The following is a 15,238-nucleotide window of genomic DNA, read 5'->3' as shown; positions in this document are numbered from 1 at the left end:
AGCAAACAAATGTTGCGAGCCCCGTTGCCGGCTGTAGAACGGGAGGGTCAGCCGCTTAGGTCGCTTTTGGCGTTTACCGTGCTTCACCAACGCCGGTGCTCGACCCTGATAGGCCGCTAGCAACGCCCAGGCCAAACGCGCCAGCGCCACTAGATTCTGCAGTGTCGTGAAGCGACCCTCCAGGTCAAAGCCCTGCTTAGTGAACCCGGTACCTCTCCTCGCAGGCCCAGCGATCTAAGTAAGCTTGTGCTATCCGCTCGCCTTGGGGCGTCCACGTACCGGGCGCGACGTCACCAGCAACGGGCATACGTGCTACTCGTGACCAACAACGATCATCCACTCAAGTAGTTATAGAATTCGCTGTGGAAAGTGGGGGAGATACTAGACGTGAGTAGGTATTGAACGTGGCGGCGACCTTCACGGTAAAAGCTCGCCAAACCCGTATACGTATTGGCGTGGCAGCCAATACGTGGTGGCCTCGCTTACTTCACGCATCCGACGACTGCAGCCGCTCTCCAACTAATCTCAGTTACTTCACCGGCGTACGACAATCATCGGATAAAAGCCGAGGACAGGTCGTGGGCAAGAGGTCGCTACCTATGTCAAAACGCGATAAAAAATAAGCGCTTAAAAACAATACTGCCTCATTAACCGTCAAAAAGACGTCAGATAGCCAAAAACGCGCATTACGTGCCATAAAGCGCTAAATAATGGCGCTACCGTTGCCGTGATGAATAAAGTTAAAAATGGCACCCTTTATGCTACTAAGCATTATGCTCATACTATAATGGTATAAATAAGCTTAACGCCTTAGACTACCCCAAATCATACCCTCGACATACGGAAAACGCTTTCTTTATGTAAAGGTTTTGTATAGATTTGAGCTAAGCCATTTTGCTTATGTGGTCGCGCTTTTAACGAGGCAGTTTCATTGAGTGGATTAGCAGATGCCTTATGGCGCCACTGTGGATGACACCGTTCTAGGAGATAAAGGTCATGAGCCAATGTGCAAGGGTACAAGGACGTTGCAAGCGCTGCGAGGGTGCACTGCCTTTTGCGTTTACCATGGCGTTTCAACCGATTGTGGATGTGCGACAGCGTGTGATTCACGCCCATGAAGCATTAGTGCGTGGCATCAACGGAGAGTCCGCGGGGCATATCATTGGCCTTGTCACAGACGATTTACTCTACCGTTTTGACCAAGCGTGCCGTGTTAAAGCCATAGAGCTTGCGAGTGAGTTGGGCATGAAAACACCGCTTTCCATCAATTTTTTGCCAAATGCGGTGTATGAGCCTGAGGCCTGCATTCAAGCGACTTTAGAGGTTTCACGCCGGGTGGGCTGGCCCACTGATAACTTAGTTTTCGAGATCACTGAAACTGAGCAGGTCCCGAACCGTGATCATATCCGCGACATTATTGACGCGTATAAAACGATGGGGTTTGGCGTGGCACTGGATGATTTTGGCAACGGCTACGCTAACTTGGATCTGCTAACAACGTTATACCCCAATAAGCTAAAAATTGATCGGTCGCTGGTCATGGGATGTGATACCGATAAGAGGCGCCAGGTCCTGCTGACGTCGTTAATTCAGTTAGCGGCTGCCTTGCCCATCACACTGGTAGCAGAAGGAGTGGAAACCGCTGAAGAGGCAACGTGGTTATACCAAGCGGGGATTCCCTTGCAGCAAGGTTTCTTTTTTGCTCGGCCCGCTTTTGAAGCTGTATTAACAGACGCGGATATTGAGCATGCATTCGCTGCAATGGAGCGCCTACCATCAGTGACGTTGCCACCAATAGGCAGCACGCTGTTTGTATCAGATCCCGATGTAACAGGTGCCTCGTAATGCCTCCGCTAATGAATACTATCTCAGACTTTTTGCCTGCCGATGACAACATGAGTCGTATGATTCATGCGGCGCCGATTGGCGTGTGCGCCACAAATGCCGACGGGTATTTTATGATGGTGAACCAGGCTTATTGTGAGTTTTACGGTTACCAGGAAAAGGAACTCCTTGGTCAGCATTTTACCATGGTGGTGACCACACCGCAGCGGAAGGCGTTAACGGCACTGCATGACAAGTGTTTTCGCGACTTAGCAGCAGAAACGTCGGGACAAGAATGGGAAGTTCAACGCAAAGACGGCAGTCGCCGTACCATCTTGGCGTATGCCACCATTATTGCGGGGCAAGATGGAAAGCCTTATAAAATCACGTACATTAATGATATTACTGACCGTAAGCGCCTGGAAAACCGGCTGGATTATTTGGCACACCACGACGAACTCACCGGGCTATTAAACCGTCGAGCAGGGCTTGCAAGACTCACTTCTGAAAAAAAGCGTTGTCACCGCTATGGTACTGTGCTGTGTATTGCCATCTTAGATATCGATCATTTTAAACGCATTAATGACACCCACGGTCACGATGTGGGCGATGATGTCTTGGTGGAGTTTGCCCACTTTTTCATGCAAGGGTTGCGTAACAGCGACAGTGCGGTGCGCTTAGGCGGTGAAGAGTTCATGCTAATAATGCCGGGAATTGACAAAGAAGAAGCACGCCAAGCGATAGCGCGTGTATGTGAAGAAATACGCGTGATGCGCTTTTCACCTCGTCGACTGACGCTTACCTTTTCCGCTGGTGTGGCGCAGTGCGGATGTGACCCTAGCTCAAAAGAGAGCAACGACACACTCATCAAGCGCGCAGATGACTCGCTATACCGCGCAAAAAACTTAGGACGAGATACGATCATCGTCGCACCTTAGCAGCCTAATCATGACGTCGGCTGCGCTAGGCGCGTGGTGGACTAAGCAGCAGATGGAGCTTATATGCTGGCCTTGCAAGATACCTTATTCCGTCACGCTATCGACCAAGCCTACGGTGCAGTGCTTATGACGACGGCGCAACTTGAGCCGCCCGGTCCTGAAATTGTGTATGTGAATGCGGCATTTTGTAAGCAGACGGGGTATGCAGAAGATGAGCTGATTGGTCAAACGCCACGAATATTGCAAGGGCCTGAGACGGACCGTAGCGTGTTGAGCCGCCTGCGCACATCACTTGTACAGTCGGATTTTTTCGATGGCCAAACCGTTAATTACCGTAAGGACGGCTCTTCTTATCGCGTGCGCTGGAGTATTCGCCCCATTCGCGATGAGCAGCAACGCGTGACGCATTATATCTCCCTGCAAAACGACATTACCGATATTTCCGTCACCCAGGATGAACTCACGCGTCAGGCCGAGTTGCTCAAAATGGCCGAGAAGACCGTTCGTTTTGGCGGTTGGTTTATCAACCTCAGTACCTATCGCATTGAGTGGTCGAATGTTGTTGCCGACATTCACGGTATGCCGCACGGCTATTCACCTTCTTTTAGTCAAGCCCTTGCATACTATATTCCTGAGCATCGCGAAAGAATACGCCAGTGTTTCACTGCGTGTGTTGAGCAGGGCATACCCTACGATGAAGAACTGCAGATTTTATCGGCTAATGGACAGCGTGTGTGGGTTCGTACGCTTGGTGAACCTATTTTGGGCGTGGACGCGCGTATTATTGGCGTAAGGGGCGCGCTTCAGGATGTCACTCGACGACGTGAGCGAGAGCAAGAGCTGCGCCGACTGGCTTACATCACAGAACAAAGTCCGGCACCTATCACGGTTACTGATCTCAATGGCCATATTGAATATGTCAATCGGGCGTTTGAGCAGGTGTCAGGCTACTCGCGCGATGTGTTGAAAGGCGACACGCCAGCACGTATCCAGAGCGGGCATACATCAAAAGCAACCTATCGCGACTTGTGGAAGACAATCAAAGCGGGGCATGTTTGGACGGGGGAGATACAAAATCGCCGTCGAGATGGCACGCCTTATTGGGAGCGAGAAATGATCGCGCCTCTCAAAGACGACCTTGGGGTAATAACGAATTTCGTCGCGATCAAGCAAGACATCACGGCTATTAAAAGAGCTGAGAAAGAACTTAGCCGTATTGCCTTTGAGGATCCATTAACAGGGCTTTATTCCCGTGTTGGCTTTGCCCGAGAGCTGCAAGCATATATAGAAAAAGAAGGGTGGCAGCCTGAAGGGGTGGTCGTGATGGTCGATATCATGGGGCAGCGTGATATTAATGATGCGTATGGATATGATGCTGGTGACGCCCTGCTGATTGAATTCAGTCGTCGACTGATGCAACGAAGTGCTCAACAGCGGCTTGCCGGTCGCATTGGAGGGGATGAGTTTACGCTGTACTTACCGTTGCCTATTGATGGAAAAAGCGAGATTACGTTAGAAAAAAATCTTGAGCAGTTGATTGATGCGCTGACGATGCCAATCGAGCTGGAGGGAACCGTTATTGAGCTGTCGGTCCGTGTAGGCTTTACGCGGCTTGATACATCTCAGCGCTCTATCCAAGAGCTTTTACGTGAAGCGGAGCGCGCGCTTTTCCAACACCGAGAAGTACTGTCTGCCCCTTGGGTCGCCTATGATCACCAGTTCAAAAGAGCGAGCCAGCTACGTATCCAGTTAACTCGTGAGTTGCGTCAAGCGCTCGAAGAAAACCAGTTTGAGCTTTATTTTCAGCCGAAGGTGGATTTAGCAAATCAGAAGCTTATGGGCTGCGAGACGTTGTTACGTTGGCATCACCCCGTGAAAGGCTTTGTGTCGCCTGGCCTTTTTATTCCTATTGCGGAACAGAGTCAGTTGATTGCTCCCATTGGTGACTGGGTATTACGCAATGCTTGCCAGCATTTAAAACAGTGGCGTGATGCAGGCTTTGATCCGGTCAGCATCTCTATTAACGTATCACTCATCCAGTTTCAAAATGGCGATTTGCCAGAGCGAGTTAGGCATGTATTAAAAGAGTACGACATAGCATCGGAATTGCTAGTGGTAGAGTTGACGGAAAGTGTTTTCAGTGAAGCCTCTGATACCCTACTTTCACAAATGAATGCATTACGCGATATGGGCGTACGGTTGTCATTAGATGATTTCGGTACCGGTTATTCTTCATTGCTCTATCTGCAACAATACCCGGTTGATGAGATTAAAATTGATCAAGGTTTCGTGTTTCATCTTCTTGACGATGCCTTCAGTCGTGATCTTGTAAAAGCGGTGATCATGCTGGCAGCTCCGCTGGACGCTGATGTCTTAGCCGAAGGTATCGAGTCTGCCGAGATAGGGGAAGCATTGCGGGAACTGGGATGTCCTTTTGGACAAGGCTATTATTATAGTAAGCCGTTAAGAGCGGAGACGTTTAAACGTCTATTGGCACAACGTGGCCAGTTGCCGTCGAACAAGTGATTGCTTTAAAAGAAAAATAAGTAGAATGCTTGATATGCAAAGATAGAAAACAATAATAATGTATTGAACGATAGAGTTGCCGACAGCTAATAGCTGCTTTGTGAACCACCAAAAGAGGCGCAGCAAAATGCAATGCTCTATTTCATGGGCCTGATGCGCAAATTTAAATCAATTCACTATGACCTATAAGCCGACAATAGAGCATACTCGTCTTTATTTATCATCGTCATTTGGATCAGCCAGCCTATGCAAACCCCATCAAAAAGAACGCTGGGCTTAACGCTCCTTGTGACCTGCTGGGCCATTACGATGGTCTATCTGTTTTGGTATTTTATGTTCAAGGATCTACGCGCGTTTGGTGAAGGGGCCGACGCTGAAACCCTGGCACAATTCTCAGCAGACATTGCTCAACAGGTCGCAGATAACCTGCCGGCTGCAGACGTTCCTGTTACACAAGAGCACCTCGTCATTCTTTGGGATGAGGGCTGCCCCTGTAGCCGATTCAGTATCAAACACATTAAAGATATTATTGCTGAATATGCGCCGGAAGGGATTCGTTTTGTTGTCGCAGTGCCCCGCGAAAACGAAAAAGCAGATGCACTCAATACCTTCCCAGGGGTCGCTGAGGCAATGGTGGTTAACACCATAAATGGCATCAGCAGCCCTTCTGCCATTATTACCGACGAGACCCATGATCTGATCTATTCTGGTCCTTTTAGTGATGGGGCGCTTTGCACTGCTGACAACGATAGCCCTGTCGATATTATTCTCGAAGATATGATAGCGAAAGAATCTGTTGTGCCATGGTTGAACATTTCCAGCTTCGGCTGTTACTGCGACTGGCCGTCTATATAGTCGCACTTTTAAAATCCGAAAATTCCCTTGTCCTTCCTACTGAGAGCAGCAAAAGTAATGCTTAACTTAACCCCTCTTAATCCTGCCATCTTCAGCGATGACTGGGCGCGCTCTAGCCGCAAAATGCTTTGGGTGCTCGGCCTGCTTGTTGCCCTTGGATTTGGCCTCGCGCCCGTTAACAACACTTGGTGGGAGGCTGTTTTAATTGGCTTGCCTACCGCTTTGCTCGGTGTGTATCTCGTATACGCTCATGCTGACCAGCTGATGACTCGATTATACATCGGCATATCATTCATGGTGCTGACAGGCCTGCATATCCATCAAATGCACGGCATTATTGAGTTTCACTTCGGACTCTTTGTGCTTCTCGCCTTCCTGCTGATTTACAAGGACTGGCGGGTCATTTTAGCAGGCACGGTAACAGCGACCGTCCACCATCTAAGCTTTTGGTTCATGCAGTCACAAGGTGCCGGTGTCTGGGTGCTGCCTGAAGCCAGCTTCAATATCATCATGCTGCATGCTGCGTATCTGGTGGTTGAAACCGTTATTCTGATCCTGATTGTCAACGGCATGGCACGGCAGTTCACGGATGCGCATACAGCATTGACAGCAAGCGAAGAGATGAAGAAAAAACTCCAATATCAAAAGCAAGACATTCTCCAGGAAATTGCTGGCGTCACCGGCAAGGTGGTTGACCTCAGCGTCAATGTATCGTCAGCGTCGAGCAATTTGTCGTCGTCGACTGCTCAGCAGGCCTCGGTGATTGAGCAAACCTCATCATCGCTTGAAGAACTGACAGCCTCTGTCTCCCAAAACGCCGACAGTGCAAGGCAGACAGAGTCTGTGGCCAGTCAGCTAGTCAAAGAAGCATCTGAGAGCAGCCAGGACGTTGAGAAAACCCGTGAAGCCATGCAAGACATTACGGACAAAATTGTTCTGATTCATAACATTGCTTTCCAGACCAACTTGTTGGCACTGAATGCGTCTATTGAGGCGGCGCGGGCAGGCGAGCAGGGACGGGGGTTTGCCGTGGTGGCACAGGAAGTCAGAAAACTAGCGCAAGAAAGCCGAAAAGCTGCGGAAACCATCTCCAAGACATCGAATGCTTCAATCGAGATTGCCAACAAGGCCACGGATCGCATTAAAGCGCTGATTCCTCAGATTGAAAGCGTTTCGACCTTGATTCAGGGCGTGTCTACCAGCACAAAAGAGCAAGCAGATGGAATTGAGCAGATTAGTGCTTCGAACCACGAACTCCAACAAGTTGCTCAAAATTCGTCCAATCTGGCTGAGGAGCTGTCGGATACGTCCAGTGAGCTAGAAGGCCTCGCTGAAACGCTCAAGCGTCAGACAGAGGGCGATGCCGACAGCGAGAAAAGATTCCTTATGGACTAGGACCTGTTGACGTTTCATTATCAAACAGCGGGGAAAACCGCTAACTGTTAGTAAGTAAGTGACGTCTGTGCGATAACGCACATACATCAAAGTCTCATCCTCATGAAAAAATTACGATAAGGCGAATTATCCGTTTATCACAGAGGACGAAATAGACGTCGTGCAATGTTGAATGCTGTCAACTACCTCTCTGAAAGGAGAGGCTTGTGACAACAAGCCTAGTTGACCAGGGAGAGCGGGCGGTATAGCCGCTACGTTGATAACAGGTCGTCAAAGCCCATTGGCAGGTGCTTCCTCAGCCTGCCGCTCTGGAAGGTCGGGATCATGCTGGCGCAAGGTAAAACGCCGAAGGTCTTGATCGCTGCGGAAACGCAGGAGCCGGTTATCGACATTCCCGAGGGGAGACGGGGCGCACGCCCCGCGACACGAGACCCGTAAGGGTACGGTTAAGGAGGAAATCGCATGACGGTTTTCGTACTAGATAAACACAAGCAGCCGTTAATGCCGTGTAGCGAAAAGCGCGCAAGCTTGCTACTGCCGCGTGGGAGCGACGTGGTGCGTAAACGCTGCCGGTGATTCTGCTCCAAGCTTGGGTGGGCGTTGACACACAAGCTCTTTGCTTTGGCATTAACCTTGGCATCAAAACGACCGGACTGGCGCTGATGCGTGAACCGTACGATGGCCAGCGCCATGTGCTGTATCTGTTTGATCTGGTGCATCGCTGCTTCCAGACCCAAAAAGCATCGGAGCAGCGTCGTGGCTTTCGCCGCCGTCGCCGGTCAAAGAACCTGCGCTACCGAACGCTGCGTTTCGACAACCGGACGCACAAAACCGGCTGGTTGCCACACGGCATACAGCATCATGGATACCGTCATGGCGAGGATGGAGCGGCTAGGCAAGCAGGCGCTGATCACTGCGATCAATTATGCGTTGGTGCGGTTTGAACGACAACCGCGAGATCAGAGGCGTTGAATACTAGCAAGGCGCTCTGCTCGGCTACGGGGTTCGCGAGTAATGGGACTGGGAGAGTGCTTTCTCTGGAGCCTCCGACATGCCACTAGAATTAGAGCACGTGGTGAGGAGCTCGCGCGGTGGCTCAAAACGCGTTAGCAACCAGGCCAAGAAGCGTTTCCGTCGGCGGACTTTACGCCATCGGCAAAGCGCTGAAAAAGCGCCTCAAGGCCAACGGCTTGTCAGCAGACGTACAGCTGGAGTGCTTACAGCGCCAGCTCAAGCAACCCTTTCCCGATGACAATGCGGTCAAGGACACGCGCTGGACGCTATTTATTGCGCTCAAAGCCACCGTGGTGACAGGGGCTAGTGGTAGCCGCACCAAGTACAAGCGCCAGTAGTTCGACATCCGTATCGCGGTGCGTAAAAATGACAGCTATGACATCCAGACAGAACACGACTACGTGTCAGGGATTTCGTACATGCACTGCACTCAGATTCAGCAGGATGGTGGCTATGGTTATCACCTAATACTATTCATCCATTAGCCAACAACAGGAGGAGCGGGACAGGCAGTGGCGTAACCCAGTCGCCCTATGGGCAATGCGTTATCCCTCCCGGCACTCAAAGTTCCGGGTATCTTGCGCAGAATCCGACGAAGTAGCTGGAGCTTTTTTATGCACTTTAGTGACTTAAACCGTTTGAATTTTATCAACCCTGAGCCTAGCTCTTCAGGTCCTCAGGTAACAAACGTGAATCAGCTCAAGCAGTCATTTCTTCATGAGCTAAAAGCGCTTGGGGAAGAGGGAGATAGTGAGGCGAACTTCATGTTGGGGCTTCGTGCATACAATGGTGCCGATAAGCCACCAAACGTAGCCGTTGCCGCTGAGTACTGGCAGCAAGCAGCTAAAAAGTGGCACTTGGATGCTATTTATAACCTCGCATTACTGTATCTCAAAGGCAAGGGGGTCGATCACTCACCGTCTATGGCGATTGCCCTACTTTATGATGCGTGCAGTCAACATCATCCTGGTGCAATTAACCGACTGGGTTGTCACTATTGGTGGGGGGATTTAGTGCAACAAGATCGTGAAAAATCATTGTCACTTTTTGTTTATGCACGGCAGTTGGGGTCATCTGAAGCAGCTTATAACTTAGGTATCTATTGCCTTTCATCAAATGCGTCGCATGGAGATATCAAAAATGGTATTTGGTATTTATCTCAAGCCGCAAAAGAAGAGCAACCCGACGCCATGGCACGGTTAGCCACTTTTTTCGAGGGTGAATATCCTGAGTTTGTTGACCATGTGTCAGCGAAAAAATGGCGTGAACTAGCCGCCACTTTCGGACATATTCCTTCGCAGCTCCAACTTGCCAGCGGATATTTATTCCAAGGTGAAATATACACCGCTTACAATTGGCTGAGAGAAGCGTCAGCGCAAGGTCATGAGCCTTCTAAAATATTAAAACAACAGCTTAATCGATTACTTATCGTTGATAATAATAACCTATCATGAACTACCACGCCTACGCGGCTAAGCCGTTAGACGTGGTTTCGCTTGCGCGGTGGCAAACTTCTAATGACAACCGCGCATCGATGTGCGTGATTGTCATGGGCGTGTCCACAACGCCCTTATCTGCTCGGAGGTGATCGGTGATCCACTCGTTGCCGATTTCTTTTCGCATGATATTGGCGCTACCGTTTACGTCTGCATTGATCTGCTGACGCGAGGCGGTACGGTAGAGGCCTCGTTTGATGCGCCTACCGCTAAAGGTCGGTTTGCGCTTGCGTGCTTCGTCATAGTCGGGGATGGGGTCGAGATCCAGGGCGCTGGCTTTGCTGGTGTAGGCTTCGTTCATCAATACCACCTCGATGCCCCGTTCCTCCGCCTTGTACTGGATCAATTCGATCAACTTGGTGTAGGGGATCGCGGTGAATTTCTGGTTATTGACGCGACCGATATTCACGCCCTGTTACCACCCTGGGTTTTTGCCAATGACCAGTTTGCCCGTGCGGGTGCGTACTCACTCGCTCACCATCCAATGACTGGCTTTGTGAAAATAGTCGTGAATGCGCGCATGGCGTTTCCCGACTTTCGAGCGGATGTGACGCTTTTTGCCTTTCTTGGCTAATGCCGCCTTATCTTTGTTGTACTTCGCGTTAATCGACTTGATGACCTTGCCCTTAATCAGAACAGGACGGTAATCCGGCTGGTTGGAGGTGATGGCGACAAGGTTATCGATGCCGATATCGAGCGAAAATACACGGCTCATGTCGAGCGAGTTATCGTCAATGTTTGTGTATGGCCATTTAGGCGGCGTTGCTGTCTGATTGATCGGTTAAAGGCTCACCATCTTGGAACTTCACGTTATTCACGACGAGTTCCAGTTTGTTGAACCCTGCTATCCGCTTCCAGCGCTTCTGGGCGCTCTGAAGCAGCTTAAACACCATCGCCAAGGTCGTTGCTCGAGAACCGCAGTTCCGGCCGCGTTTACTCCGCAGGCGAACCGTGGCGAAGGTTGATTCGATCGGGTTAGTCGTGCGGATATGCAACCAGTGCTCTGCTGGGTAGTCGTAGAACGCCAGCAGTGCCTCCCGATCTTTCACCAAGCACGCCATGGCGTTGGGGTACTTGGCGTCAAAGCGTTTCACAGTGCAATCAAACACCTTGTGGGCATCAACGCGTGTCTCGGCCATCCATATCTCGTGCAGGTCAGCCTTGACCTTGCGCTGCACGGATTTCGGTAGCTTATTCAGTACATTGGCCGTCTTATGCACCCAGCAACGCTGGTGATCCGTTTCCGGATAGAGCTTGCTCAACGCCGCCCAGAACCCCATGGCACCGTCGCCGATCGCCAGCTTGGGGGCCTGGGTGAGTCCGCGCTCCCGTAGTCCCGTGAGCAGTTTTACCCAGCTGGCTTCCGACTCCCGTCGTCCATCCTCAACGGCCACCAGCTCTTTACGACCATGCTCGGTTACACCGATGATCACCAGCAGGCACAGGCTGTCATCCATGCGCACCTTGCTGTAGATATCGTCGACCCACCAATAGACATAGCGCTGCTCTGATAGGTCGCGTTTCTGCCGCTCGTCCTCCCACTGCTTCTTGAGCCGAGACACGGTGTTCGCCGAAAGGCCTTTGGCCTGATCACCCAGCAGCGCGGCCAATGCCTCTTGGTAGTCGCCGGTGGAGATCCCCTTCAGATAGAAGTTGGCTGGTGCGTGGAACCTTATTCCCGTGCGATTGCTCTGGCCTTTGGTCGAGGCGTTTGCGTTTTAACGCGCCCGGCGTGCTAGGTTGTCATTACATTGGCAGCGAGGTCCTTGGCGTGTCGACTGATTCTTTTCAACAGCGCTCTTCTCAACAGCACCGTTCCATCAAGAGCCGCTATTGGCGTTGGCTACAATATCTTGGCGGTGCGCTGATTGTTGTCTTGCTGCTGGCGGAAAGAGTGGGGTGGATGCCCTTGCCTATGCTGGAGCGCCTAGAGTGGCAGGCGTATGACCTTAAGGTGCGTGGCACGCTCTCCGGGCAGAAGGACCCCTCGCTGGCCATTATCGATATCGATGAGCGCAGCCTGTTTGAAGTGGGGCAGTGGCCGTGGTCGCGCGCCACGCTCGCCGAGTTGATCGAGACGCTGTTTAACGAGTATGACGCGGGACTTTTGGGCATTGATGTGGTGTTTGCCGAGCCTGAGGCCTCGCTGTGGCGGGAGCACTGGAAAGCGCTGACGCGCGACTACCCGGAACTGCGCGATGTGTCGCCGCCTGCGGACGGGGATGAGCAGTTAGCCAGCACGCTGGCCGATTATCCGGTGGTGCTGGGTTACTATTTTCAGGCCTCGCGTCAACCGAGTGACCCGCCGCCGGTGGGGCAACTACCGCCGCCGGCTACCGTGGAGGCCTCTTCGCAACTGCCGTTCCCCACGCCTGAGCGCTACACCGCCAACCTGCCCATGCTGCAACAGAGCGCCCTCGGCGCGGGCTTTTTCGATAACCCGCGCGTGGATGATGACGGGGTCTTTCGTCGTGTCCCGATGCTGCAGCGTTGGGAGGGAGAGCTATACCCCAATTTACCGCTGGCGATGCTACTCGCGATGCTGGGTCAGCCCACCATTACCCCCATGATTGGCGAAGGCGCGGGAGTCGCTCAGCTGGAAGCGCTGGACGTGGGTGGCTTTGAAATCCCCGTGGATGCGCGGGGGGCGGGGCTGGTGCCGTGGTACGGCCCGCGCGGGCACTTCGACTACATCTCGGCGGTGGATGTGCTGGAAGGCCGGCTTGAGCCGGGAGCGCTGGCGGGAAAAACGTTGATACTCGGTGCCTCCGCGCCGGGGCTGATGGATCTGCGCTCCACGCCGGTCGGGGCGGTCTTCCCCGGGCCGGAGATTAACTTGAGCCTGCTGGCCGGCATGCTGCACCAGAGCTTCAAGGCGCAGCCGCCCTGGGTGCTTGGCTTTGAGCTGGTTAGCCTGAGTGTGCTGGGGCTTATCATGGTGCTGCTATATCCCCGCTTAAATGCGCCGTTGTTGTTGCTGTTGAGTGGCGTGCTGCTGGCCACCGCGGTAGGCGGCAACCTTTGGGCGTGGTATCAAGGGCTTGCACTGCCTATCGCGGGCCTGCTGGTGCTGCTGGTGGCGCAGATGCTATGGCATTTGGCGATGAACTTTCTACGTGAAACACAGCAAAAACGCTGGGTCGCTGACCGCTTTGGCCAGTACATTCCTCCCGAGCTGGTGGAGGACATGGTGGATAGTGGCGAAAGCTTTGGCCTAGAGGGCGAGGAGCGCGAGCTCACTGTACTGTTCTCCGATGTGCGCGGCTTTACCGCGTTTTCTGAGTCCATTCCCCCCGCAGAGCTGACCGAGGTGATGAACCGGCTGTTAACGCCGTTGACCGGCGCGATTCATCAGCACAACGGCACCATCGACAAGTACATGGGGGATGCCATTATGGCGTTCTGGGGCGCGCCGCTGCACGATGAACAGCATGCAGAACACGCGCTTGAGGGTGCTTTTGCGATGCTAGAAGCCCTGGAAGCCATCAATCACGAGTTTACCGCCGAGGGCAAACCCGCACTGGCAATGGGTGTGGGCCTCAACACCGGGCCGATGAGTGTGGGCAACATGGGTTCCAGCTTTCGCATGGCGTATACGGTGATGGGCGATAACGTCAATCTCGGCTCGCGCTTGGAAGGGTTGACCAAGGCGTATGGCGTGAGCGTGATCGTCAGCGACACCACCGCCGAGCAGGCGCCCGGGTGGTGCTATCGCCGCCTCGATAAAGTCCGCGTGAAGGGGCGTGGCACCCCGCTATGGATTTTAGAACCGATTAGCCGCTGGGACTCGCTTAGCGAATCACAACGCGAGTGGCACACCGCCTTCGAGCAGGCGATGGATCTTTATCAAGCAGCGGATTTTGCATCCGCCGAGTGCGCCTTCAAGTCACTACCCGATCAGGAAGACGCCCCCACGCAGATGTACCTCGAACGGATCGAACACTTTAAAACCGAGCCGCCCCCGGCAGGTTGGGACGGCGTCTGGACGCATAAGGGGAAATGAGGTTATGCGAAGCAGCAGCATTGTGCCAGCATTATCAGCTTATACGACCAAAAAACATTTGAGACATTTGATGAAAGCCCAAAAAACACAATTCTAACTGACTTGGCAGTTGGTAACACATCATTGACAGAAAATTAAGTCACCTGCTAGGTTACATTGGCAAATAATGTTTTTTTACGTCTTCACTGAACTAACGACTGATTTATGCTGACTGTACTCGCTATTGTCTCCTTTCTTTCTCTATTGGTTTGTGAGCGATTATGGCCTGCAAACGGTCTGCCGCGGGTAAGAGCCTGGTGGCCTCGGCTTATCTTGCTTGTTGCAAGTAACGCTATGATTGCTTGGTTGATGGGCATGTCATGGATAGCCTGGACACAGAGCGCATCGATGTTTTCACTTGCCCAATGGGTCGGCAATGACCCTGGCGGATTGATCGTCCAGTTACTCGTCGCCTTTTTTATTTCCACTGCCTGGGAGTATTGGTGGCATAGATGGCGTCATAGAAATGCGTTTTTATGGCGTGTTTTTCATCAGCTTCATCACTCTCCGCGCCGGGTAGAGTTAGTGACGGCCCTATATAGACACCCTGTTGAACAACTTTTTGCTCAATTCTTTAACGCGATCATTGTCTATTTTCTGCTGGGTTGCTCACCAGCTGCTGGTGCTCTTTATGTATTCCTCCGTGGTGGGCTGTCGTTTTTTCAGCACTGGAATGTGCGCACACCATACTGGTTGGGATTCGTTGGCTTTTTTCCCAGGCCTGAGCTGCATCGCATGCACCATCATGAGCGTGAGGGTAAGACGTGTAACTTTGCGGACTTGCCAATCTTCGATATGGTTTTTGGTACTTTCCATAATCCCCGGAAAGATCATCCCGAACTTTACGGTTTCACCCCTGAACGTGAAGATCGTTTTACAGACATCCTGGCATTCCGTGATGTGAACCGCGAACTGCCTGAAAACCTTTCCCCTATGCATCGGTTCCCGACCTGTATTGGATGTCAGAAACGCTGGGCTTGTGCTGAAGTCCGTGGCGTGTTTGATCAACCCGACAATCAAATACCAAAGCCAGTCACCCTGTCGCACTACAGTAAGCACGGAAAAAGTCGTCAGGAATAGATGGTGATAAGCCTTTGCCATTCAGAGGGTAAATTATTGATGCATAGCAATATTCCGACTTTGAAGGA

At 52.1% G+C, this 15,238-nt stretch carries 13 protein-coding genes and 1 pseudogene; 11 read left to right on the top strand and 3 right to left on the bottom strand.

Annotation, left to right across the window (positions count from 1 at the left end):
* Positions 1-996: 996 nt before the first annotated feature.
* The 9 genes from BQ9846_RS06580 (at position 997) to BQ9846_RS06535 (ending at position 10,006) form a co-directional block, all read left to right on the top strand.
* A complete protein-coding gene (locus tag BQ9846_RS06580; RefSeq protein WP_083651501.1) occupies positions 997-1,845 on the top strand; it encodes an EAL domain-containing protein in 849 nt (282 codons plus the stop codon).
* Positions 1,845-2,762: a sensor domain-containing diguanylate cyclase gene (locus BQ9846_RS06575; protein ID WP_144049391.1), complete on the top strand. Its 918-nt coding sequence runs from the start codon at positions 1,845-1,847 to the stop codon at positions 2,760-2,762. The genes BQ9846_RS06580 and BQ9846_RS06575 overlap by 1 nt, the downstream gene beginning before the upstream one ends.
* A gap of 63 nt (positions 2,763-2,825) precedes the next feature.
* Positions 2,826-5,288 (top strand): sensor domain-containing protein, encoded by a 2,463-nt coding sequence (locus BQ9846_RS06570; protein ID WP_075880039.1) that lies wholly within the window; start codon positions 2,826-2,828, stop codon positions 5,286-5,288.
* Between the two features lie 246 nt (positions 5,289-5,534).
* Positions 5,535-6,143, top strand: coding sequence for a DUF6436 domain-containing protein (locus BQ9846_RS06565; protein WP_075880037.1), 609 nt, complete (start codon positions 5,535-5,537; stop codon positions 6,141-6,143).
* A gap of 57 nt (positions 6,144-6,200) precedes the next feature.
* The gene (locus tag BQ9846_RS06560; RefSeq protein WP_075880035.1) at positions 6,201-7,538 is read left to right on the top strand and encodes a methyl-accepting chemotaxis protein; all 1,338 of its coding nucleotides are present in this window, start codon (positions 6,201-6,203) and stop codon (positions 7,536-7,538) included.
* 462 nt (positions 7,539-8,000) lie between these two features.
* Positions 8,001-8,114: an RRXRR domain-containing protein gene (locus tag BQ9846_RS17090; protein ID WP_075880027.1), complete on the top strand. Its 114-nt coding sequence runs from the start codon at positions 8,001-8,003 to the stop codon at positions 8,112-8,114.
* Positions 8,111-8,482 carry an RRXRR domain-containing protein gene (locus BQ9846_RS16980; RefSeq protein WP_075880022.1) on the top strand — a complete coding sequence of 124 codons (372 nt, stop codon included), beginning with the start codon at positions 8,111-8,113 and terminating at the stop codon, positions 8,480-8,482. Before BQ9846_RS17090 ends, BQ9846_RS16980 begins: the two co-directional genes overlap by 4 nt.
* Before the next feature lie 147 nt (positions 8,483-8,629).
* Positions 8,630-8,890, top strand: coding sequence for a hypothetical protein (locus BQ9846_RS16975; RefSeq protein ID WP_075880017.1), 261 nt, complete (start codon positions 8,630-8,632; stop codon positions 8,888-8,890).
* A 276-nt stretch (positions 8,891-9,166) separates the two neighbouring features.
* Positions 9,167-10,006: a tetratricopeptide repeat protein gene (locus BQ9846_RS06535; RefSeq protein WP_075880013.1), complete on the top strand. Its 840-nt coding sequence runs from the start codon at positions 9,167-9,169 to the stop codon at positions 10,004-10,006.
* Between the two features lie 10 nt (positions 10,007-10,016).
* Here BQ9846_RS06535 and BQ9846_RS06530 read toward each other — a convergent pair whose 3' ends face one another.
* From BQ9846_RS06530 to BQ9846_RS06520, 3 genes and pseudogenes are all read right to left on the bottom strand, one after another.
* Complete coding sequence (locus tag BQ9846_RS06530) at positions 10,017-10,457, bottom strand: zinc ribbon domain-containing protein (RefSeq protein WP_075880009.1); 441 nt, start codon at positions 10,455-10,457, stop codon at positions 10,017-10,019.
* 57 nt (positions 10,458-10,514) lie between these two features.
* Positions 10,515-10,763, bottom strand: a complete 249-nt coding sequence (locus tag BQ9846_RS06525; protein ID WP_075880006.1) for a transposase — start codon at positions 10,761-10,763, stop codon at positions 10,515-10,517.
* A gap of 37 nt (positions 10,764-10,800) precedes the next feature.
* Positions 10,801-11,697 (bottom strand): annotated as a pseudogene (locus tag BQ9846_RS06520) (IS256 family transposase); the annotation flags it as partial.
* Between the two features lie 122 nt (positions 11,698-11,819).
* On the opposite strand from BQ9846_RS06520, the gene BQ9846_RS06515 reads away from it, so the two are divergent.
* Both BQ9846_RS06515 and BQ9846_RS06510 read left to right on the top strand, forming a co-directional pair.
* The gene (locus BQ9846_RS06515; RefSeq protein WP_235818932.1) at positions 11,820-14,051 is read left to right on the top strand and encodes a CHASE2 domain-containing protein; all 2,232 of its coding nucleotides are present in this window, start codon (positions 11,820-11,822) and stop codon (positions 14,049-14,051) included.
* Between the two features lie 204 nt (positions 14,052-14,255).
* Complete coding sequence (locus tag BQ9846_RS06510) at positions 14,256-15,170, top strand: sterol desaturase family protein (protein ID WP_083651499.1); 915 nt, start codon at positions 14,256-14,258, stop codon at positions 15,168-15,170.
* Positions 15,171-15,238 lie beyond the last annotated feature (68 nt).

The sequence above is a fragment of the Vreelandella massiliensis genome (assembly GCF_900155385.1).
Classification (GTDB): domain Bacteria; phylum Pseudomonadota; class Gammaproteobacteria; order Pseudomonadales; family Halomonadaceae; genus Vreelandella; species Vreelandella massiliensis.
Note: the sequence above shows the minus strand (reverse complement) of the source record. Positions and strands in the feature narration are given on the sequence as shown.